Source organism: Chromobacterium sp. IIBBL 290-4 (assembly GCF_024207115.1).
Lineage (GTDB): Bacteria > Pseudomonadota > Gammaproteobacteria > Burkholderiales > Chromobacteriaceae > Chromobacterium.
This window is the reverse complement of the sequence record NZ_CP100128.1, coordinates 2,464,695-2,486,765: the sequence shown is the minus strand read 5'-3', so window position 1 is coordinate 2,486,765 and position 22,071 is coordinate 2,464,695. Positions and strand designations below refer to the sequence as shown.

The following is a 22,071-nucleotide window of genomic DNA, read 5'->3' as shown; positions in this document are numbered from 1 at the left end:
TGGCCGGCGGATTCGGATTACTGTGTTGCATTTTAATCACCACGCTTACTGAACAGTAATTTATTAATTGCCAGCCTGTCGGCATGCGCCTACAGTTCAGCCAATTAATGAATTTCCGTTCAGGAACCATCGTGACCGATACCCCTTCCAGCCGCTGGCAACGCAAAAAGGAAGCCCGTCCCAGCGAGATTCTGGATGCGGCCCTGACCTTGTTCGTCGAAAAAGGCTTCCGCGCCACCAAGATCGAAGACATCGCCCAGGCGGCTGGCGTCACCAAGGGCACGCCTTATCTGTACTTCCAGAACAAGGAGGAAATCTTCAAGGCGGTGGCGCGGGAAACCATCGTCAGCCGGGTGCAGGCCATGAGCGCCCACCTGGAACAATTGAAAGACCTCAGCAGCAGCCAGTTGCTGTTCCTGGCGCTGGAAGACTGGTGGACCCATATCGGCGCCACCCGCGCCGCCGGCCTGTGCAAGCTGATGGTGGCCGAAGCCACCAACTTCCCGGAACTGGCGCTGTTCTACTACGAAGAGGTGATCCACCCCGCCCGGCAGCTGCTCGGCTACATCGTGGAGCGCGGCATCGCGCGCGGCGAATTCCGTCCCGTCCACCTCGACTACGCCATCGACGCGCTGGTGGCGCCGATGCTGAGCACCATGATTCTGGGCCACTCCTTCGCCCTGGTGCCGGGTTGTTGCAGCTCCTTGACGCAAAATCCGCTCGAATTCCTGCAAACCTCGCTGAGCCTGCTGTTGCAAGGCATGCAAACCGCTCCCCTGGATCCGCAATCATGAGATATCCCGCCTCTCTCGCTCTGGCGCTGCTTGGCTCCTTGACGCTGGCCGCTTGCCAGGACAAGGCCGCCGCACCGGAAGACATCCGCCCGGTCCGCTATATGACCGTCGGCGGCAAAGCCCAACAAAACGGCGACAGCTATTCCGGCGAAATCCGCGCCCGCCACGAAACCCAGCTCGCCTTCCGCGTGGCCGGCAAGGTGGTGGCCAAGCTGGTCAACAGCGGCGAGAGGGTGAAGAAGGGCCAGCCATTAGCGCGCCTGGACCCCAGCGACTATCAGCTGGACCTGTCGGCCAAACAGGCGCAGCTGGCGGCGGCGGAGTCTGACCTTGCCCAGCAGCAGCTCAATCTGAAACGCTATCGCGAACTGCTGGCCAAGCAATTCATCAGCCAGGCCCAGGTGGATGGACAGCAAAACGGCGTCAACGCCGCCCAGGCCAAGGTCCGCCAAGCGCGCGCCGCGCTGGACGCCAGCCGCAATCAGACCGGCTACGCCACGCTGACCGCCGACGCGGACGGCGTGATCAGCCAGATGCAGGCCGAGCCCGGCCTGGTGGTGGCCGCCGGCCAGCCGGTGGCCAAGCTGTCGCAGGACGGCGCGCGCGAAGCTGCCATCCAGGTGCCGGAAAACGCGTTGGAAGCCATGCGCAAGGCAGGCAGCTTCAGCGTGACGCTCTGGAAAGGCGGCGCGCCGATAAGCGGCAAGCTGCGCGAACTGGCGGCCGACGCCGATCCGGCCACCCGCACCTACCCCGCGCGCATCGCATTGGCCGGCGACAGCCACGCGCTGCAACTGGGCATGACCGCCACCGTGGCGCTGCCCAACCGCGCCGGCTCGCAATTGAGCGTGCCGCTGACCGCCTTGCTGGACCTGCAGGGCCAGCACTACGTCTGGAAGATCGACGCGCAGACGCTGCGCGTCAGCCGCAAACCGGTCACCGTCGTCGCCATCGACAACGACAGCGCAGCCCTCGCCGCCGGCATTCAGCCAGGCGACAAGATCGCCACCGCCGGCGTGCATCTGCTGCATGAGCAACAGCGCGTCAAGCTGCTGGATCAATAAGGACAGAACCATGAAAAAGCTCAATCTGTCCGAATGGGCGCTGCGCCACCAGGCGCTGGTGCGCTACCTGATGATCATGCTGATGTTCGCCGGCATGTGGGCCTATACCCAGCTGGGCCAGAAGGAAGACCCGGAGTTCACTTTCAAGGCCATGCTGGTGCAGGCCAACTGGCCCGGCGCCAGCACCGAGCAGATGGAACAGCAGGTCACCGACAAGCTGGAGGAAAAACTGCAGGAGATGGGCGAGATCGACTACGTGCAGAGCTACACCAAGCCAGGCGAAAGCCTGATGGTGGTGTCGCTGCGCGAGGACGTGCCGCCCAAGAACGTGCCGCAGCTGTGGTATCAGGTGCGCAAGAAACTGGGCGACATCGCCTACACCCTGCCCGCCGGCGCGCAGGGGCCGTTCTTCAATGACGAGTTCGGCGACACCTTCGGCAATATCTACGCCTTCAGCGGCGACGGCTTCAGCTACGAAGAGCTGCGCCGCTACGCCGAATCGGCCAAGCGCGAGCTGCTGCGCGTGCCGGACGTGGCCAAGGTGCAGATGCTGGGCAAGCAGGATCAACAGATCCATGTCGACCTGTCCACCGCCAAACTGGCGGCGCTGGGCCTGGACAGCCGCGCCATCTGGCAAGCGCTGCAACAGCAAAACGCCATGACGCCGGCCGGCACTTACGAAACCGCCAGCGACCGCATCTGGGTGCGCCCCACCGGCAAATACGATTCCGTGGAGGCCGTGGCCGCCACCCCGGTGAGCGTCGGCGGCCGCACCTTCAAGCTGGGCGACATCGCCACAGTGTCGCGCGGCTATATCGACCCGCCAGCCAGCAGCGTGCGTTTCAACGGCAAGCCGGTGCTGGCGCTGGCCATCAGCATGAAAAGCGGCGGCGATGTGCTGAAGCTGGGCGGCAATCTGGACGCCGCCATCGCCAACATCAAGAGCAAGCTGCCGCTGGGCGTGGAGATCCACGCGGTGTCCGACCAGCCCAAGGTGGTGAAAAGCGCGGTCAACGAGTTCATGCACTCGCTGGTGGAGGCGGTGGTGATCGTGCTGGCGGTCAGCTTCTTCAGCCTGGGCCTGCGCACCGGCGTGGTGGTGGCGCTGTCCATCCCGCTGGTGCTGGCGATGACCTTCCTCGCCATGTATTTCTTCAATATCGACCTGCAGCGCATTTCGCTGGGCTCGCTGATCATCGCGCTGGGCCTGCTGGTGGACGACGCCATCATCGCGGTGGAAATGATGGCGCTGAAACTGGAGCAAGGCTGGAACAAGTTCCAGGCCGCCACTTACGCCTATACCAGCACCGCCTTCCCCATGCTGACCGGCACGCTGATCACCGCCGCCACCTTCCTGCCGGTGGGCCTGGCCAAATCGATGGCCGGCGAATACGTGTTCAGCCTGTTCGCCGTGGTCGGCATCGCGCTGGTGCTGTCCTGGATCGTCGCCGTGGTGTTCACGCCCTATCTGGGCTATAAACTGCTGCCCGCGCACGCTCAACATGACGGCGCACACGACGTCTATCAAAAGCCGTTTTACCAACGCTTCCGCACAGTGGTGACCTGGTGCCTGGACCATCGCAAGACGGTGATCGCCGCCACGCTGGCCGCCTTTGTCGTCTCCTTGCTGGCATTCAAGCTGTTCGTCGCGCAGCAATTCTTTCCCTCCTCCAACCGCCCGGAATTGATGGTGGACATGTGGCTGCCGCGCGGCGCCAGCTATCAAGCCACGCTGGCCCAGGTGGAGAAGATGGAAAAGCTGGCCAGCGCCGATCCGAATGTGCTCAGCGTCACCAGCTATGTCGGCAGCGGCAGCCCGCGCTTCTATCTGCCGCTGGACCAGCAGCAACAGCACATCAACTATGCCCAGCTGATGGTGATGACTGGCGACGAGCATGTGCGCGAAGAGGTGAAGGCGCGGCTGGAGAAAATCTTCGACAGTGATTTCCCGCAAGTGCGCGGCCGCGTCATCCGCCTGGAAAACGGCCCGCCGGTGGGCTACCCGGTGCAGTTCCGCGTCATGGGGCCGGATCACGGCAAAGTGCGCAAGATCGCCGACCAGGTGGAAGCGTTGATGCGCAAACAGCCGTCCACCCTGCACGTCAACCAGAACTGGGGCGAGCAGGTCAAAGCGCTGCGCATAGACATAGATCAGGACAAGGCCAGCGCGCTGGGCGTCAACTCCCAGCAGTTGTCGCAGCAATTGCAGCTGCTGATTTCCGGCTCCGCCGTCAGCGAATTCCGCGAAGGCGACCAGACCATCGCCATCGTCGCCCGCTTGAATCCTGCTGAGCGGAAAAACGCCGCCGGCCTCGGCAATTTGATGATCCAGGCCGCCAGCGGCCGCTATGTGCCGGTGTCGCAGATCGGCCACGTCAGCTACGAGCCGGAGGAAGGCATCATCTGGCGCCGCAACCGACTGCCCGCCATCACCGTCAGCGCCGATGTGGTGGACGGCGTGCAGGGCGCGGACGTCTCCATGCAACTGGAGCCGCAACTGAAGGCGCTGGAACGGTCGCTGCCGCTGGGCTACCACATCGAAACCGGCGGGGTGCTGGAATCGAGCGGCAAGTCGCAGCGCGCCATCGCCGCCGTCGCGCCCTTGATGATTGTTGTAGTTCTGACACTCCTGATGCTGCAGCTGCAAAGCTTCCAGCGCACCCTGCTGGTGGTGCTGACCGCGCCGCTGGGCATGATAGGCGTCACCCTGACGCTGATCTTGTTCCACGCGCCTTTCGGCTTTGTCGCCATGCTGGGGGTCATCGCCTTGTCCGGCATGATCATGCGCAATTCAGTTATCCTGGTTGACCAGATCGAGCATGACATCCGCGAAGGCATTGACCGCTTCGAAGCCATCATAGGCTCCACAATTCGTCGCTTTAGGCCCATAATGCTAACGGCATTAGCCGCCATCCTGGCGATGATCCCGCTGACCCGCAGCACCTTCTGGGGACCGATGGCCGTGGCCATCATGGGCGGCTTGCTGGTGGCTACCGTGCTGACCTTGCTGTTCCTGCCCGCTTTGTACGCGCAATGGTTCCGCGTCGGCAGGAATGAAACCGGGCAATCGACTACAGACAAAATAACGAGCAATCCATAATGAAGAACACGCACATCACCGTATTGAGCACCCTCGTCTTGCTGGGCTTCGCCTTGCCCAGCCAGGCTTTTGATCTGGTCGGCGCCTGGCAGGCCGCGCGGGGTTACAACGCCGATTTCGCCGTATCCCGCGCCCAGCGCGACGCCGGCCAGGAAAAACTGGTGCAGGGCCGTAGCCAATTGCTGCCTCAGGTCAGCGCCACCGGCAACTACGCCTATAACAATCCGCTGCAGCCCAAAAGCTCGGTCGATCAATTCGGCAACCCGATCACCGACATGCACTACGAAACTCATGGTTATAGCTTGAACCTGCAGCAACCCCTGTTCGACGTCAGCAAATACACCGGCTACAAGAAAGGCGCCATCGGCACCGAGCAAGCCGACACCGCGTTCGACGCCGCCGAGCAGCAGCTGATCCTGGATATCTCGCAAGCCTATTTCGACGTGCTGCGCGCCCGGGATACGCTGGCAGCAACCCGCGCCAGCAAAAAAACTTTCATGAACCAGTTGCAGCAGGCCAAAACCGCTTTCGAAGTCGGCACTGCCACCATCACCGACACCAATGAAGCCCAAGCCGGCTACGATGGCGCCGTCGCGCAAGAGATCAGCGACGCCAATAATCTGGAGTTAGCCGAAAACAACCTGAAACGGCTGACCGGCCTGGAACCCACCGGCATCCAGACCGTGCGCGATCAGCTGCCGCTGGATCCGCCCAAGCCAGCCGGCCTGGACGCCTGGATCGACCTCGCCTTGCATAACAGCTTGAAGATCAAGAACGCCGAGCAGAGCCTGCAATTGGCCGAGCATAACGTCACCGAAAAACGCGGCGGCCACCTGCCCACCGTCAACTTCACCGCAGGGTATAACGACAGCATCAGCAATCAGCCCGGCGTCTCTCTGCCAGGCCAGCAACACTCTCGCAGCAGCCAAGTCGGCGTCACCGTCAACATCCCGCTGTTCAACGGCGGCGGCATCAACTCTCTGGTCCGGGAGGCCATCGCCCAGCGCGACGCCGCGCAGGATCAGTTGGAGTCCACTCGCCGCCAAGTGCGCGAAGACGTGCGCAAAGCCTTTCTAGGCGTAACCAATGGCGCGGCGCTGGTGCGCGCGCAGCAACAATTGCTGGTTTCCGCCAAGAGCAAGGTGGACTCCACCAGGCTAGGCAAAGAAGTGGGCATCCGCACCAGCATCGACCTGCTGCAGGCCGAACAGTCGTACTACACCGCATTGACCAGCCTGGCCAACGCCAAGTACAACTACCTGACCGCGCGGCTGGCGCTGGCGCAATCAGCAGGCCAGCTGCAGCCGCAAACGCTGGCCGAGGTCAATCAGGTCATCGTTCGTTGAGTTGCCGCAGGGCCTGCCCCTGCGGCGCATAAGCGCATTCCTGTTGTATCAGCCTGAGCGCGAACGCCGCTCAGGCCCTCCTTCCAGTGTCCCGCTCCCGCCACAAGCGTTTAACTTTTTGCACTGCGTGTAGCTTTTTGCTAAACACACTCATAGAATGATTCTCAACCGGATCGGCATCCGCCGCGCCGCATGCCAACACGCCGCCACGAGCGGCCAGGAGACTTCGATGAGCCAGCAACTGATGCAACGCAAGGCCGACGCCACCCCACGCGGCGTGGGTGTGATGTGCGGTTTCTTTGCCGAGCGCGCCAAAAACGCCGAGGTATGGGACACCGAGGGCCGACGTTACATCGATTTCGCCGGCGGCATCGGCGTGCTGAATACCGGCCACCTGCACCCCAAGGTGGAAGCGGCGGTTGCGGAACAGTTATCCCGCTTCAGCCATACCTGCTATCAAGTCGTCCCCTACGAATCCTATATCAGCCTGGCCGAGAAACTGAACGCGCTGACGCCGGGCAAGCATGCTAAAAAAACCGCCCTGTTCAGCACCGGTGCCGAGGCTGTGGAAAACGCGGTGAAGATCGCGCGCGCTTATACCGGCCGCGCCGGCATCATCGCCTTTGGCGGCGCCTTCCACGGCCGCACCTTGATGGGCATGGCGCTGACCGGCAAAGTGGCGCCGTATAAACTGGGCTTCGGCCCCTTCCCCAGCGATGTTTACCACGCGCCGTATCCGAACGCGCTGCACGGAGTCTCCATTGAGGACTCGCTGGCCGGCATCGAAAAGCTGTTCAAATTCGACATCGACCCGGCGCGCGTAGCCGCCATCATTTACGAACCGGTGCAGGGCGAAGGCGGCTTCTACGCCGCCCCGGCCGCCTGGGTGAAGGCGCTGCGCGAACTGTGCGACCGTCACGGCATCCTGCTGATCGCCGATGAAGTGCAAACCGGTTTCGCCCGCACCGGCAAGTTGCTGGCCAGCGAGCACTTCGATGTCGCGCCGGACTTGATCACCATGGCCAAGTCTCTGGCAGGCGGCTTTCCGCTGGCCGCTGTCACCGGCCGCGCCGAAGCGATGGACGCGCCGGCTCCGGGTGGCCTGGGCGGCACATATGCCGGCAACCCGCTGGCCGTCGCCGCCGCGCACGCCGTGCTGGAGGTGATTGAAAGCGAGAAGCTGGTGGAACGCGCCCAAAGGCTGGGCGACGCGCTGAAGGAAAAGCTCAATAGTTTGAAGAGCGCCGTGCCGCAGATCGCCGAAGTGCGCGGCCTGGGCGCGATGATCGCCGTCGAGTTCAACCAGCCGGGCAGCCACACGCCCGACCCGGACTTCGCCAAAAAAGTGCAGCAGCACGCGCTGGCCAACGGCCTGATCCTGCTGACCTGCGGCGTCTACGCCAATGTGGTGCGCTTCCTGTTCCCGCTGACCATTGAAGACGACATCTTCGCCGAGGCGCTGGGCAAGCTGGAAGCGGCGCTGAAGGCCTGAGCCGCCCATGTAGCGCCTTTCGATCTCAACAACTCAATAGCCCCTCTCCCCTCGCGGGAGAGGGCTTGGGGAGAGGGGGCGACGCCGCCGACTCCCGCCAAAGGACACTCAAGACCATGCTAAACCTGCAAGACGCCAAACTGCTGCGCCAGCAATGCTACCTGAACGGCCAATGGCTGGATGCCGATGGCGGCCAGTTCATCGCCGTGCAAAATCCGGCCACCGGCGAGACCATAGGCCAAGTGCCCAAGATGGGCGCAGCCGAAACCGAACGCGCGGTGGCCGCCGCCGCGCGCGCCTTCCCGGCCTGGAAGGCCAAGAGCGCCAAGGAGCGCGCCGTCATCCTGCGCCGCTGGTTCGATCTGATCATGGCCCATCAGCAAGACCTGGTCGTGATCCTGACCTCCGAGCAAGGCAAACCGCTGGCCGAAGCCAAGGGCGAGGTCGCCTACGGCGCCAGCTACATCGAGTGGTACGCCGAAGAAGCCAAGCGCGTCTACGGCGACATCGTGCCGGGACCTGCCGGCGATCGCCGCGTGCTGGTGACCAAGGAGCCGATTGGCGTCACCGCCGCCATCACGCCGTGGAACTTCCCTAGCGCGATGATCACCCGCAAGGCCGCCCCGGCGCTGGCCGCCGGCTGCACCATGGTGGTCCGCCCGGCCAGCCAGACGCCGCTATCGGCGCTGGCGCTGGCCGAATTGGCCGAGCGCGCCGGCATCCCGCCGGGCGTGTTCTCCGTCATCACTGGCGGTTCTAGCGAAATCGGCGCGGTGCTGACCGGCAGCGACACGGTGAAGAAGTTCTCGTTCACCGGCTCCACCGAAGTCGGCCGCAAGCTGATCGCCCAGTGCGCCGGCACGGTGAAGAAGGTATCGATGGAATTGGGCGGCAACGCGCCCTTCATCGTCTTCGACGACGCCGACCTGGACGCCGCAGTGGAAGGCGCGCTGATCTCCAAATACCGCAACGCCGGCCAGACCTGCGTCTGCGCCAACCGCATCTACGTGCAGGACGGCGTCTACGACGCCTTCGCCGACAAGTTCGCCGCCGCCGTAGCCACGCTGAAAGTGGGCAATGGCCTGGAAGCCGGCGTCAGCCAAGGCCCGCTGATCGACCACAACGCCGTGGCCAAGGTGGAAGAACACATCGCGGACGCGCTGGCCAAGGGCGGCAAGCTGATCGCCGGCGGCAAACGCCATGCGCTCGGCCACACCTTCTTCGAGCCGACGCTGATCGCCGACGTGACCAGCAATATGAAAGTGGCCCGCGAGGAAACCTTCGGCCCGCTAGCGCCGCTGTTCCGCTTCCAGACCGAGGAAGAAGCGATCCGCCTGGCCAACGACACCGAATTCGGCCTGGCCAGCTATTTCTACGCCCGCGACATCGGCCGCATCTTCCGCGTCGCAGAAGGCCTGGAATACGGCATGGTGGCGGTCAACAGCGGCCTGCTGTCCAACGAGGCGGCGCCGTTCGGCGGCGTCAAACAGTCCGGCCTGGGCCGCGAAGGGTCCAAATACGGCATCGAGGACTACCTGGAAATCAAATATGTGCTGATGGGCGGATTAGACCGCTAAACCGCTGCAAAGCCATGAGCAAGGCCACCGCGATGGTGGCCTTTTTCACATTCCGCCGCAGATCGGCACACAAGCCACACACAAGCGCGCCCACCCGTCATCCGCTTGGGCATAGAATGGGGTTTTGCCCAGAACCAGGCCATTAACATGCCACATCTGCTCGTCCGAGGCGGCGCGCCATTGCGCGGCCGCATCACTCCGTCCTCCAACAAAAACGCCGTACTGCCGATTCTGTGCGCCACGCTGCTGACCACCGAGCCCATCACGCTGCGCGGCGTGCCGGACATCACCGATGTGCGCAAGATTCTGGCTTTGTTCCGCGCTTTGGGCAGCCGCATCGACGGCGAGCTGGCCGATGGCACGCTGACCATCAGCCACGCCGATGCCCGCTTCGACGCCGAGCATGATCACCTGCCGGAAGAAATGCGCTCGTCCATCATGTTGGTGCCGCCGCTGCTGGCCCGCTTCGGCGAGGCCCGCATCGAAAACGACGTGCAAGGCTGCACACTGGGCGTGCGCGAGATCGACCCGCATATCGACGTCTTCACCGGCTTCGGCGCCACGGTCAACCGCTTGCCTGGGCGCATACGCGTCAGCGCCGCAGACGGCCTCAAAGCATTCAACCATTGGCCGGATTACGCCTCGGTCACCACCACCGAAAACTTCGTGATGTGCGCGGCGTTGGCCGCTGGCAGCGCCACGCTGACCAATGCCGCGTCGGAACCGCACGTGCAGGAATTCTGCCGCTTCATGGCCGCCATCGGCGCCCGCATCGACGGCATCGGCACCTCCCGGCTCACCGTCCACGGCGTAGACAGCTTGCACGGCGTCGACTTCAGCTTTGTCGAGGACTTCCACGAGGTGGTCACTTTCCTGGCGCTGTCGGCCATTAGCGGCGGCGATATCGAAGTGAAAAACGGCGCGCCGGAATTCTTCCCGCTGATCGACCGCACCTTCGCCAAATTCGGCATCCGCATCGAACATGCTGACGGCTGGTCGCGCGCCCGTTTCGATCAATTGAAAGTCGTCGAGCCCTTCACCCCCAATATCCTGCCCAAGATCGAAGCCGCCCCCTGGCCCTACCTGCCGGTAGACTTGCTGCCCATCTTCATCGCTCTGGGCGTAAAGGCGGAAGGCAATATGCTGTTCTGGAACAAAGTCTACGATGGCGCGCTGGGCTGGACTTCAGAATTGGGCAAATTCGGCGCGCACGCCTTCATTTCCGATCCGCACCGCGTAGTGATTTTCGGCGGCAAGCCATTGACGCCCGCCGAGGTGGACAGCCCCTACATCATCCGCGTCGCCATCGCGCTGTTGATGATCGCCGCCAGCATTCCAGGCACTTCGCGCATTCTCAACGCGTCGCCCATCCGCCGCGCTCACCCGCGCTTCGTGGAGAATCTGGTCAGCCTCGGCGCGCAGATAGAATGGCAAAATGAAGAAGATTAAATGGCATTAATCATTCAAAGCTGAAAAAAGGCTAAAGCCGACCTCAGCGCGCATACTGACTGCGCAGGGTCGGCTTTAGCCACAATCATGCAATCTATCTTGTCGACGCTCCGGCATGCCATCACTCAAATTGAAATCGCCGCCAGATCGACGAGCACCTGACAAAATCAGACAATAATCGCATCAAACTCGATTCCACCAGTACTTAACACCGTATAAATCAATTTATCATTTAAATTTAGCATTAACTTCTACCAGTACGCCTGCTTCAATTCAACATACAACCTTTGATAAGTCGCCTCTTCATACTCGGGCGTGCAAACATTATTTTCTGTTGGAGTCCAAGCCACGCGTTGCTTCCAGGCATCTATATACTTTGGCATCACATCGCCATGATACTCACCGCACGTATGCTTGACTTCATGACGCAAATCTCGAGCGGCTGAATGCTTGGCAATTAAAACTTGCGCCCAATGCATATCTCGCTCAAAAGTCGTACAGCCTTGCAAGAAGGCGCCTAAAGCCCATAGCCATTTACTGACGCCGCATGCTTCATGCAGCTCGCTGATCGATGCAATTTTGGCATGCACTTCTAGTTTAGGAAATGGATTGATTCTCCCCTCCATCTGGGTATTGCCTATTGGATTGATAGAATTACTATATTCCTGAGCTGAGGCCATATTCGTACTGAAAACCACCAAACAGGTGAATACAACTTTGTGAAACGCGCTTTTCATGGAAGTGTAAAAAAGTGCGAATATTACCGATGATATTCAAATAAATAAACATTTTTATTAGTGCAAAAAACCTATAAATATATAACTGCATTCCTTTCCATATTTATGCAAAGGCTAAATCCTTTTCACTTTTATCAAATTAAAATGGCTTATATCGCATACGCTCCACCGTTCCACACATAAGCAAAAAGCCCCGCTGGATCAGCGGGGCTTTTTGTTGGGAGAGTGTCGGGGACGTCGAGAATGGCATGGCAGGCATCGCGTTTCCGGCGCGCCAATGCACAAAGCCCAGCTCGATTGAGCTGGGCTTGTGGTATGGGGCGTCTGGCGGTGTCCTACTTTCACATGGCCAAGGCCACACTATCATCGGCGCTAAGATGTTTCACGGTCCTGTTCGGGATGGGAAGGCGTGGGACCATCTCGCTAAGGCCACCAGACATAAACTTGTACAAACTTAAAGAAGCCTGAACCAGAGAAGCTCTCTGATTCTGAATATTCGGTATTTAATTGTGTCGCACACACTCTATCTCGTCGCTCAGTATCATACGAATCCAAGATCCGTACGCTAAGCCACTCAAATGATAGGATCAAGCCTCACGAGCAATTAGTATCGGTTAGCTTCACGCCTCACAGCGCTTCCACACCCGACCTATCAACGTCCTGGTCTCGAACGACTCTTCAGGGAGGTCAAGCCTCCAGGGAAGTCTCATCTTCAGGCAAGTTTCCCGCTTAGATGCTTTCAGCGGTTATCTCTTCCGCACTTAGCTACCCGGCGATGCGACTGGCGTCACAACCGGTACACCAGAGGTGCGTCCACTCCGGTCCTCTCGTACTAGGAGCAGCCCCCGTCAAACTTCCAACGCCCACTGCAGATAGGGACCAAACTGTCTCACGACGTTTTGAACCCAGCTCACGTACCACTTTAAATGGCGAACAGCCATACCCTTGGGACCGGCTACAGCCCCAGGATGTGATGAGCCGACATCGAGGTGCCAAACACCGCCGTCGATGTGAACTCTTGGGCGGTATCAGCCTGTTATCCCCGGAGTACCTTTTATCCGTTGAGCGATGGCCCTTCCATTCAGAACCACCGGATCACTATGTCCTGCTTTCGCACCTGCTCGACTTGTCGGTCTCGCAGTTAAGCTACCTTTTGCCATTGCACTATCAGCACGATTTCCGACCGTACCTAGGTAACCTTCGAACTCCTCCGTTACACTTTGGGAGGAGACCGCCCCAGTCAAACTGCCTACCATGCACTGTCCCCAATCCGGATCACGGACCAAGGTTAGAACCTCAAACACACCAGGGTGGTATTTCAAGGACGGCTCCACCAGAACTAGCGTCCTGGCTTCAAAGCCTCCCACCTATCCTACACAAGTCTGTTCAAAGTCCAATGCAAAGCTACAGTAAAGGTTCACGGGGTCTTTCCGTCTAGCAGCGGGGAGATTGCATCTTCACAAACACTTCAACTTCGCTGAGTCTCAGGAGGAGACAGTGTGGCCATCGTTACGCCATTCGTGCGGGTCGGAACTTACCCGACAAGGAATTTCGCTACCTTAGGACCGTTATAGTTACGGCCGCCGTTTACCGGGGCTTCGATCAAGAGCTTGCACCCCATCACTTAACCTTCCGGCACCGGGCAGGCGTCACACCGTATACGTCCACTTTCGTGTTGGCACAGTGCTGTGTTTTTGTTAAACAGTCGCAGCCACCTATTCTCTGCGACCTGTCAAAGCTTCGTGAGTAAATCACTACACCCCAACAGGCATACCTTCTCCCGAAGTTACGGTATCAATTTGCCGAGTTCCTTCTCCTGAGTTCTCTCAAGCGCCTTAGAATTCTCATCCTGCCCACCTGTGTCGGTTTGCGGTACGGTTCTTGTGTAGCTGAAGCTTAGTGGCTTTTCCTGGAAGCGTGGTATCAGTCACTTCAGGTCCGTAGACCCTCGTTATCACTTCTCGGCGTTAAAGAAGGGCGGATTTGCCTACCCCTCACGCCTACCGGCTTGAACAGACTATTCCAACAGTCTGCTGACCTAACCTTCTCCGTCCCCACATCGCACTACACAAAAGTACGGGAATTTTAACCCGTTTCCCATCGACTACGCTTTTCAGCCTCGCCTTAGGGGCCGACTCACCCTACGCCGATGAACGTTGCGTAGGAAACCTTGGGCTTTCGGCGAGCGGGCTTTTCACCCGCTTTATCGCTACTCATGTCAGCATTCGCACTTCTGATATCTCCAGCATGCCTCTCGACACACCTTCACAGACCTACAGAACGCTCCCCTACCACGGACGCTTACGCGCCCATCCGCAGCTTCGGTTATCAGTTTGAGCCCCGTTACATCTTCCGCGCAGGACGACTCGACCAGTGAGCTATTACGCTTTCTTTAAATGATGGCTGCTTCTAAGCCAACATCCTGGCTGTCTAGGCCTTCCCACTTCGTTTACCACTTAACTGATCATTTGGGACCTTAGCTGGCGGTCTGGGTTGTTTCCCTCTTGACAATGGACGTTAGCACCCACTGTCTGTCTGCCAAGCTCGCACTTTCCGGTATTCAGAGTTTGCCATGGTTTGGTAAATCGCAATGACCCCCTAGCCATAACAGTGCTTTACCCCCGGAAGTGATACTTGACGCACTACCTAAATAGTTTTCGGGGAGAACCAGCTATCTCCGAGTTTGTTTAGCCTTTCACCCCTATCCACAGCTCATCCCCTAGTTTTGCAACACTAGTGGGTTCGGACCTCCAGTGCGTGTTACCGCACCTTCATCCTGGCCATGGATAGATCACTCGGTTTCGGGTCTACACCCAGCGACTAAGACGCCCTATTCGGACTCGGTTTCCCTACGCCTCCCCTATTCGGTTAAGCTTGCCACTGAATGTAAGTCGCTGACCCATTATACAAAAGGTACGCAGTCACGGAACAAGTCCGCTCCCACTGTTTGTATGCATCCGGTTTCAGGTTCTATTTCACTCCCCTCCCGGGGTTCTTTTCGCCTTTCCCTCACGGTACTGGTTCACTATCGGTCGATCATGAGTATTTAGCCTTGGAGGATGGTCCCCCCATCTTCAGACAGGATTTCTCGTGTCCCGCCCTACTTGTCGTATGCCTAGTTCTTGCGATGCGTTTTCGTGTACGGGGCTATCACCCACTACGGCGGTCCTTTCCATGAACCTTCCACTAACGCAACTCATAACACATACAGGCTGTTCCGCGTTCGCTCGCCACTACTTACGGAATCTCGGTTGATTTCTTTTCCTTCAGCTACTTAGATGTTTCAGTTCGCTGAGTTCGCCTCCGCAGACCTATGTATTCAGTCTGGGATACCGCCTAAACGGTGGGTTTCCCCATTCGGACATCGCGGGATCAAAGCTCTATTGCCAGCTCCCCCGCGCTTTTCGCAGGCTTACACGTCCTTCATCGCCTATGATCGCCAAGGCATCCACCAGATGCACTTAGTCGCTTGACCCTATCATTTCAGTAACCTAAATTACTGCGACAATAGAGAGTGTTTGTGCGACGACTGCACCGCCCCTTTTGATATGGCGACGCAGCCTTAGATACAATCAAATACCCAAGATGACGATCTGTCGACATGAAGAGTTAACTCCATGTTTTCATCTCGCCGTCTATATATATTCGGCTTCTTCAGTTTGTTAAAGATCGGGCGTATTTTCAACGCAAACAAAATCACACTCTCTCAAGAGTGATTATGTTTGCACTGGAGTGGTGGAGGATGACGGGATCGAACCGACGACCCCCTGCTTGCAAAGCAGGTGCTCTCCCAACTGAGCTAATCCCCCAAACAGGTCAAATGGTGGGTCTGGTAGGACTCGAACCTACGACCCCTGCGTTATCAACACAGTGCTCTAACCAGCTGAGCTACAAACCCAGTTGACTTTAGAGATCGTGGACTCCACAACCTCAATGCCCTTAACACAAATAACCGATAGGCTGTAAGTACTTGGCAATCGCCTTCTCTAGAAAGGAGGTGATCCAGCCGCAGGTTCCCCTACGGCTACCTTGTTACGACTTCACCCCAGTCATGAATCCCACCGTGGTAAGCGGCCTCCTTACGGTTAGCCTACCCACTTCTGGTGAAACTCACTCCCATGGTGTGACGGGCGGTGTGTACAAGACCCGGGAACGTATTCACCGCAGCATGCTGATCTGCGATTACTAGCGATTCCGACTTCACGCACTCGAGTTGCAGAGTGCGATCCGGACTACGATCGGTTTTCTGAGATTAGCTCCACCTCGCGGCTTGGCAACCCTCTGTACCGACCATTGTATGACGTGTGAAGCCCTGCTCATAAGGGCCATGAGGACTTGACGTCATCCCCACCTTCCTCCGGTTTGTCACCGGCAGTCTCATTAGAGTGCCCAACTAAATGATGGCAACTAATGACAAGGGTTGCGCTCGTTGCGGGACTTAACCCAACATCTCACGACACGAGCTGACGACAGCCATGCAGCACCTGTGTTAACGCTCCCTTTCGGGCACCAAGATATCTCTACCAAGTTCGTTACATGTCAAGAGCAGGTAAGGTTTTTCGCGTTGCATCGAATTAATCCACATCATCCACCGCTTGTGCGGGTCCCCGTCAATTCCTTTGAGTTTTAACCTTGCGGCCGTACTCCCCAGGCGGTCAACTTCACGCGTTAGCTACGCTACCAAGGATTCAAACCCCCAACAGCTAGTTGACATCGTTTAGGGCGTGGACTACCAGGGTATCTAATCCTGTTTGCTCCCCACGCTTTCGTGCATGAGCGTCAGTGTCATCCCAGGGGGCTGCCTTCGCCATCGGTATTCCTCCACATCTCTACGCATTTCACTGCTACACGTGGAATTCTACCCCCCTCTGACGCACTCTAGTCGTGCAGTCTCCAATGCCGTTCCCAGGTTGAGCCCGGGGCTTTCACATCAGACTTGCACAACCGCCTGCGCACGCTTTACGCCCAGTAATTCCGATTAACGCTTGCACCCTACGTATTACCGCGGCTGCTGGCACGTAGTTAGCCGGTGCTTATTCTTCAGGTACTGTCATCCCCGCCAGGTATTAACCAGCGGGATTTCCTCCCTGACAAAAGTCCTTTACAACCCGAAGGCCTTCTTCAGACACGCGGCATGGCTGGATCAGGCTTGCGCCCATTGTCCAAAATTCCCCACTGCTGCCTCCCGTAGGAGTCTGGGCCGTGTCTCAGTCCCAGTGTGGCGGATCATCCTCTCAGACCCGCTACTGATCGTCGCCTTGGTGAGCTCTTACCTCACCAACTAGCTAATCAGACATCGGCTGCTCGTATAACGCGAGGTCTTTCGATCCCCCGCTTTCCCCCTCAGGGCGTATGCGGTATTAATCCGGCTTTCGCCGAGCTATCCCCCATTACACGGTACATTCCGATGCATTACTCACCCGTTCGCCACTCGTCAGCGGTGCAAGCACCCTGTTACCGTTCGACTTGCATGTGTAAAGCATGCCGCCAGCGTTCAATCTGAGCCAGGATCAAACTCTTCAGTTCAATCTCATAGCAAATTTTCTGGCACGCAAGTTCAAAGAAATAAACAAGTATCTCTTGTCTCTTGCAGTGCAAGTATTTGGCTTTCACCAAGCACTTACACCTATCGGTTATTCGTTCTGTTAAAGAGCAGTGCCGGTGCAGTTTTCGTCACCTCGGAAACCGTTTCGTTTCCGCTGTTTCGTTCGCTGCGTCAGCTGAGGAGGCGAACTATACGCCCGAGCCTTGGGGTCGTCAATACCTTTTGCGAGAAATATTGCAAAAATCCAGCCAAACAGCGGCCATCTAGCAGCAAGCCGATGATTCAATTAAATATATGAACAAGGGGTATTTTGAATTTCGTCATCCAACGGTAAGCCCCGCTACGCTCACCCAGCCGATTCTGCTACGCTGGCATGCATTTGGCACGCGACGTGCCTGCCGTGGACACTCTATATATGCTCAAATTCGATGTTTTGATTATCGGCAGCGGCTTGGCGGGGATGACGCTGGCGCTGCATCTGGCGGAAACCCGCAAAGTCGGCCTGATCACCAAGCGCGATCTATTGGAAGGCAGCTCCACCTATGCGCAGGGCGGCATCGCCGCGGTGCTGGATACCGAGGACTCGGTGGAAGATCACATCCGCGACACGCTGATCGCCGGCGCGGGCCTGTGCAACGAAGACACCACCCGCTTCATCGTCGAGCACTCCAAAGAAGCCATCGATTGGCTGATCAAACTTGGCGTGCCCTTCACCCGCGATGACGAGCACCAGACCGGCTACCACCTGACGCGCGAAGGCGGCCACAGCCATCGCCGCATCATCCATGCCGCCGATGCCACCGGCGCGGCGGTGACCAGCACCTTGGGGCAAAAGATCAAGGCGCATCCGAACATCACCGAGCTGGAACACTATATAGCGATCGATCTGATCACTTCGCAGAAGCTCGGCCTGCCCGGCAAGCGCGCTTATGGCGTGTACGCCTTGGATAAGAACAAGGACGAAATCGTCACCATCGCCGCCCAGCACACCATTCTGGCCTCCGGCGGCGCCGGCAAGGTTTACCTCTATACCACCAATCCGGATACCGCCACCGGCGACGGCATCGCCATGGGCTGGCGCGCCGGCTGCCGCGTCGGCAATATGGAATTCATGCAGTTCCATCCGACCTGCCTGTACCACCCGCATGCCAAATCTTTCCTGATCACCGAGGCGGTCCGCGGCGAAGGCGGCATTCTGAAGCTGCCGGACGGCACCCGCTTCATGCCGCAACACGATCCGCGCGGCGAACTGGCTCCGCGCGACGTGGTGGCCCGCGCCATCGACTTTGAAATGAAGAAGCACGGGCTGGACTGCGTCTACCTGGACATTTCCTACAAGCCGGCGCAATTCATCAAGGAACACTTCCCCAATATCTACGCCCATTGCCTGGAACTGGGCATAGACATCACCCAGCAGCCGATTCCGGTGGTGCCGGCGGTGCACTTCACCTGCGGCGGCATCGTCACCGACCTGGCCGGCCGCACCGATGTGGAAGCTTTATACGCGGTGGGCGAAGTGGCGCATACCGGTTTGCACGGCGCCAACCGCTTGGCCAGCAACTCGCTGCTGGAATGCCTGGTGATAGGCAAGGCGGCAGCTGAAGACATTCAAGCCGCCGAAACCATCAAGCTGCCGACGATTCCCGCGTGGGACGACAGCCGGGTAACCGATCCGGACGAAGAGGTGGTGATCTCCCATAACTGGGATGAACTGCGCCGCGCGATGTGGGACTACGTCGGCATCGTCCGCACCAGCAAGCGGCTGGAACGCGCGCTGCACCGCATAGACTTGCTCAAAGGCGAGATCGACGAGTACTACAGCCACTTCCACGTCAGCAATGACCTGATCGAGCTGCGCAACCTGGTGCAGACCGCGGAGCTGATCGTGCGCTCGGCGATGCTGCGCAAGGAAAGCCGCGGCTTGCACTATAGCCGCGACTACCCCGCCCAGTTGCCGCAAGCGGAAGACACCGTGCTGACGCCGGCCGCTCCCGCCGCGCAAGCTTAATCGACGGCATCCGCTCCGGCCAGACGAGCCGGCCTCTCCCCCAACCGCCGCGCCCAGGCGCGGCGGACCAGCCGATTCAATGGCTCCGCATAGCCTCGCGCCACGATCACCGCCGTCAAGATCGACAGCGCCAAATACGCCGCCAGCAAAATCAGCTTGTCGTCGCCCAAAGTCAGCTTGGGCGGGTACGCCGTGCGCAGCAGACCCAGCGTGATCAAATGGAACAGATAGAGCTCATAGCTATGCCGCCCCAACCAGGCCATAGGCGCGCCCCATCGCCCCCCGCTGCGCTCTTCGCCCACGCCCGCCAATAAGCCAGCCGTGCCCAAAGCCATCAGGCTGACGCCCCAAATATGGCTGTCGTGGATCGGCCATTTCAAATAGAGCAGCGCCATGGCGGCCACGACCATGGTTTGAATCGCCGGATGCGCCAGCCGGCGCAGATATCCGCGCTCAGCCAAAACCGCCGTCAGGCAGCCGATCGCGATGCCGTCGAAACTGGCGAAATAAGCATAAAGATAGCCGCCCTCGTCCCCCGCATGCATCCAGCGGTATGCCGGTCCTATCAACGCGATCAGCAGCCAAAAGACCAGTAGCCGCGATTCCCGCTTCAACAGCAGGCACAACAAGGGGAAGGCCAGGTAGAACACCTCCTCCACCGACAGCGACCACAGCACCCCCAATGGATAATTCACCCAACCCTGGGCCGCGATCAAGACATTCATCCAGAACGTCAGGCTGGCCAGATTCACTACCCAGTAAGGAAACGGCGCGCCGGCTTCGGTATGGCTTTGAAAAATGGGCACGCCCGCCGCCGCCAAGCCATTGACCAAAACCAACAGCAGCGCCAAACAAGGCAGGATGCGAGCGACGCGCAAGCCATAGAACATCGCGGCATCGACGCGCTCCAGGCTGCCCCAGCGCCGCAAGGCGTTGCGTGTGATCAGAAAACCCGATACCACAAAAAACATGGTGACGCCGTAGTTGCCGTTGCGCGCCACCGCCTTGACCGCGTCCCACCCCAGCCCCGCCGCCAGAGAAGTGTCTTTCAACCGATACGCAATATTGAAATGATGGAATAGCACCAACAAGATGGAAACGCCGCGTATCACGTCTATCTTGGCGTCGCGTCGAAAATCTCGCATGAATGGATAGGCCTTAGTTACCAAAAATACCATTTAAATAAAAATTATCCACTCCGTCCAGCATCCCGTTCGCCTGCCGCTCAAAACCCGCATCGCGCCAGGCCTTCCCCTATCTCCATTCTCTTTGCAAAGCGACAGCTGGCTTTTTCGCAAAGTCCTCCCCGCTTGCAAAGATATGTGAAGCCCGCAGAACCGCTCCGCAGCGTAGGCGTCGTATTGGCGAGAGATGGCAAATACGCATCTAGAATGAAACAGCAGGCGTCGACCGCGCGCATCCTGCCGGCTTGTCCCAAGCGCAAGAAATGGAAACACACCGATGATGAAACTCAGCCACTTGAAACGATCAAGCGCCCTCGCCGCGCTGATGGCCATTTTGCTTGCGCAAGGCGCGCTCGCGTCGACGCGGGACGCCTCGCAGGCCCAAGGCGAGGAAACCAAGCGTGGCCGCCGCGTCCTGGAAAATCAGGCCATAGGCCGGGCTGTGGATAAGAAGCCTATCGGCATCGCCGCCATTCGCCGCTGGAACGACAAGCGCCAAGGCAAGAGCGGCGACGCGTCCGGCGCCAAGTCATCCTCCGCCGGGCTCGGCCGTTAACTACATTCATATAGCTAAAAACACGGGGACATCCATGAATAAGACAATCTGGAAAAAAATCGCCATCGGCATGGTGCTGCTGCTCCTGGCCTGCGGCACAACTTACAAGGGCATGCGCAGCTCGCTGCTGGGCATGGACATCGCCGACATGAACAAGAGCGGCTTCTGGAAAGCCTCAACCCTGGTGCTGCTGAGCGATGACGAGCGCGCCGCTATCAGCCGCTTCACCTCGGACAAGCACACCAACTGGCATACTTTCTTCACCCTGGCCAGCGGACTCAATGTTCAGCAAGTGATAGAAAAGGGCGAAGCCAAAGCGCGAACCGCGCCTTAGCCATCCAACATGTCCAGATAACGCCGCGCCGCGCCCCATTCGCCGCCGGCCCGGCTGATCGCCGATAATTCCGACACCAGCGGCGAACGCTCCGCCAATTTGCGGTATGCCAGATTAGGCGCCGCTATTTTACGCACCGGCGCGGGCACCAGGGCCAGGCCCAAACCCGCCGCCGCCAGGGCCAGCACTGACATGGTGCTGCCCACCTTATAAGCGATGCGCGGCTCACAGCCCAGCAACTGGCGCAACATCCGCAACTGGCCTTCATCGTCGCTGTCGGCGGCATAAACGATGAACGGCTGCTCCCGCAAATCGGCCACCCGCAGGGCGCGGCGCGCGGCCAAAGGGTGCTGGCCGCCCATCGCCACCTCCCAGTGCCAGCTGCCCGCTGAGCGAGCCTTCAAGCCGGCGGGCAGCGGATAGCCCAATTGCGGGCAATAGCCGACATCCAGCCGCCCCGCCAGCAGCGCTTCCAACTGCGCCGCCGGCGCCATTTCATGCATATCCACCGCCACATCCGGCCAGGCCGCATGGAATGCCAGCAAATCATCGGACAGACGCCCCGCCACGACGGCATTGCCGACAAAGCCTATCCTCACCACGCCGGTTTCGCCGCGCACGGCGCGCCGCATCACGCTCTTGGCCCGCTCGGCCTGCTCCACCGTGCGCCTCGCCTCGATCAGCAGAATCCGTCCGGCGTCCGACAACTCCACCTTGCGCGTGCTGCGGTCGAACAGGGTGACGCCCAGCTCGTCCTCCAGCGCCCGGATCTGGGCGCTCAGCGCCGGCTGGACGATATGCAGCTTCTCAGCCGCGCGGCCGAAATGCCCCTCGTCGGCGACGGCCAGAAAATAGCGTAAATGGCGTAGTTCCATGCGCTCAAAC

At 59.3% G+C, this 22,071-nt stretch carries 13 protein-coding genes, 2 tRNA genes and 3 rRNA genes; 10 read left to right on the top strand and 8 right to left on the bottom strand.

What is annotated here, in order from left to right; genetic code table 11:
* Positions 1-131: 131 nt before the first annotated feature.
* From NKT35_RS11425 to NKT35_RS11395, 7 genes are all read left to right on the top strand, one after another.
* Positions 132-794, top strand: coding sequence for a TetR/AcrR family transcriptional regulator (locus NKT35_RS11425; protein WP_254301236.1), 663 nt, complete (start codon positions 132-134; stop codon positions 792-794).
* On the top strand, positions 791-1,858 hold the full coding sequence (locus NKT35_RS11420; RefSeq protein WP_254301234.1) for an efflux RND transporter periplasmic adaptor subunit: 1,068 nt from the start codon (positions 791-793) through the stop codon (positions 1,856-1,858). Before NKT35_RS11425 ends, NKT35_RS11420 begins: the two co-directional genes overlap by 4 nt.
* 10 nt (positions 1,859-1,868) lie before the next feature.
* Positions 1,869-4,958 carry an efflux RND transporter permease subunit gene (locus tag NKT35_RS11415; RefSeq protein WP_254301233.1) on the top strand — a complete coding sequence of 1,030 codons (3,090 nt, stop codon included), beginning with the start codon at positions 1,869-1,871 and terminating at the stop codon, positions 4,956-4,958.
* Positions 4,958-6,304, top strand: a complete 1,347-nt coding sequence (locus tag NKT35_RS11410; protein WP_254301231.1) for a TolC family outer membrane protein — start codon at positions 4,958-4,960, stop codon at positions 6,302-6,304. The genes NKT35_RS11415 and NKT35_RS11410 overlap by 1 nt, the downstream gene beginning before the upstream one ends.
* A gap of 229 nt (positions 6,305-6,533) precedes the next feature.
* Positions 6,534-7,796, top strand: coding sequence for a 4-aminobutyrate--2-oxoglutarate transaminase (gene gabT, locus NKT35_RS11405; protein ID WP_254301230.1), 1,263 nt, complete (start codon positions 6,534-6,536; stop codon positions 7,794-7,796).
* 116 nt (positions 7,797-7,912) lie between these two features.
* On the top strand, positions 7,913-9,373 hold the full coding sequence (gene gabD / locus NKT35_RS11400; protein WP_254301228.1) for an NADP-dependent succinate-semialdehyde dehydrogenase: 1,461 nt from the start codon (positions 7,913-7,915) through the stop codon (positions 9,371-9,373).
* 147 nt (positions 9,374-9,520) lie between these two features.
* A complete protein-coding gene (locus NKT35_RS11395; protein ID WP_254301227.1) occupies positions 9,521-10,822 on the top strand; it encodes a UDP-N-acetylglucosamine 1-carboxyvinyltransferase in 1,302 nt (433 codons plus the stop codon).
* A 251-nt stretch (positions 10,823-11,073) separates the two neighbouring features.
* Here the strand turns inward: NKT35_RS11395 and NKT35_RS11390 are convergent, their stop codons facing one another.
* The 6 genes from NKT35_RS11390 to NKT35_RS11365 all read right to left on the bottom strand — a co-directional run bounded on the left by NKT35_RS11390 (position 11,074) and on the right by NKT35_RS11365 (position 17,085).
* A complete protein-coding gene (locus NKT35_RS11390) occupies positions 11,074-11,559 on the bottom strand; it encodes a hypothetical protein (protein WP_254301224.1) in 486 nt (161 codons plus the stop codon).
* A 322-nt stretch (positions 11,560-11,881) separates the two neighbouring features.
* Positions 11,882-11,996: ribosomal RNA gene (gene rrf / locus NKT35_RS11385) — 5S ribosomal RNA — on the bottom strand.
* A 146-nt stretch (positions 11,997-12,142) separates the two neighbouring features.
* Positions 12,143-15,034 (bottom strand): 23S ribosomal RNA (locus NKT35_RS11380).
* Positions 15,035-15,292: 258 nt separating this feature from the next.
* Positions 15,293-15,368, bottom strand: a tRNA-Ala gene (locus NKT35_RS11375).
* Positions 15,369-15,380: 12 nt separating this feature from the next.
* Positions 15,381-15,457: transfer RNA gene (locus NKT35_RS11370), tRNA-Ile, on the bottom strand.
* A gap of 92 nt (positions 15,458-15,549) precedes the next feature.
* Positions 15,550-17,085 (bottom strand): 16S ribosomal RNA (locus tag NKT35_RS11365).
* The 16S, 23S and 5S rRNA genes sit together here with 2 tRNA genes alongside, the layout of an rRNA operon.
* A gap of 434 nt (positions 17,086-17,519) precedes the next feature.
* On the opposite strand from NKT35_RS11365, the gene nadB reads away from it, so the two are divergent.
* Complete coding sequence (gene nadB / locus NKT35_RS11360; RefSeq protein WP_254301221.1) at positions 17,520-19,112, top strand: L-aspartate oxidase; 1,593 nt, start codon at positions 17,520-17,522, stop codon at positions 19,110-19,112.
* Here the strand turns inward: nadB and NKT35_RS11355 are convergent.
* Positions 19,109-20,257, bottom strand: a complete 1,149-nt coding sequence (locus NKT35_RS11355; protein WP_254301219.1) for an acyltransferase family protein — start codon at positions 20,255-20,257, stop codon at positions 19,109-19,111. The two genes, nadB and NKT35_RS11355, sit on opposite strands and share 4 nt — an antisense overlap.
* Before the next feature lie 316 nt (positions 20,258-20,573).
* Here NKT35_RS11355 and NKT35_RS11350 point away from each other — a divergent pair, with 316 nt between their 5' ends.
* Both NKT35_RS11350 and NKT35_RS11345 read left to right on the top strand, forming a co-directional pair.
* Positions 20,574-20,852, top strand: coding sequence for a hypothetical protein (locus NKT35_RS11350; protein WP_254301217.1), 279 nt, complete (start codon positions 20,574-20,576; stop codon positions 20,850-20,852).
* A 34-nt stretch (positions 20,853-20,886) separates the two neighbouring features.
* A complete protein-coding gene (locus NKT35_RS11345) occupies positions 20,887-21,186 on the top strand; it encodes a hypothetical protein (protein ID WP_254301215.1) in 300 nt (99 codons plus the stop codon).
* Here the strand turns inward: NKT35_RS11345 and NKT35_RS11340 are convergent.
* Entirely contained in the window at positions 21,183-22,061 is an 879-nt protein-coding gene (locus NKT35_RS11340; RefSeq protein ID WP_254301214.1) for a LysR substrate-binding domain-containing protein, read from the bottom strand. The genes NKT35_RS11345 and NKT35_RS11340 overlap by 4 nt on opposite strands.
* Between the last annotated feature and the right edge of the window lie 10 nt (positions 22,062-22,071).

What these genes read in the sequence shown, in the direction of transcription:
- NKT35_RS11420 (WP_254301234.1), top strand. Translation starts at nt 791, where the DNA reads ATGAGATATCCCGCCTCTCTCGCTCTGGCGCTGCTTGGCTCCTTGACG.
- NKT35_RS11415 (WP_254301233.1), top strand. Translation starts at nt 1,869, where the DNA reads ATGAAAAAGCTCAATCTGTCCGAATGGGCGCTGCGCCACCAGGCGCTG.
- NKT35_RS11410 (WP_254301231.1), top strand. Translation starts at nt 4,958, where the DNA reads ATGAAGAACACGCACATCACCGTATTGAGCACCCTCGTCTTGCTGGGC.
- gabT (WP_254301230.1), top strand. Translation starts at nt 6,534, where the DNA reads ATGAGCCAGCAACTGATGCAACGCAAGGCCGACGCCACCCCACGCGGC.
- gabD (WP_254301228.1), top strand. Translation starts at nt 7,913, where the DNA reads ATGCTAAACCTGCAAGACGCCAAACTGCTGCGCCAGCAATGCTACCTG.
- NKT35_RS11395 (WP_254301227.1), top strand. Translation starts at nt 9,521, where the DNA reads ATGCCACATCTGCTCGTCCGAGGCGGCGCGCCATTGCGCGGCCGCATC.
- NKT35_RS11390 (WP_254301224.1), bottom strand. Translation starts at nt 11,559, where the DNA reads ATGAAAAGCGCGTTTCACAAAGTTGTATTCACCTGTTTGGTGGTTTTC.
- nadB (WP_254301221.1), top strand. Translation starts at nt 17,520, where the DNA reads ATGCTCAAATTCGATGTTTTGATTATCGGCAGCGGCTTGGCGGGGATG.
- NKT35_RS11355 (WP_254301219.1), bottom strand. Translation starts at nt 20,257, where the DNA reads ATGCGAGATTTTCGACGCGACGCCAAGATAGACGTGATACGCGGCGTT.
- NKT35_RS11350 (WP_254301217.1), top strand. Translation starts at nt 20,574, where the DNA reads ATGATGAAACTCAGCCACTTGAAACGATCAAGCGCCCTCGCCGCGCTG.
- NKT35_RS11345 (WP_254301215.1), top strand. Translation starts at nt 20,887, where the DNA reads ATGAATAAGACAATCTGGAAAAAAATCGCCATCGGCATGGTGCTGCTG.
- NKT35_RS11340 (WP_254301214.1), bottom strand. Translation starts at nt 22,061, where the DNA reads ATGGAACTACGCCATTTACGCTATTTTCTGGCCGTCGCCGACGAGGGG.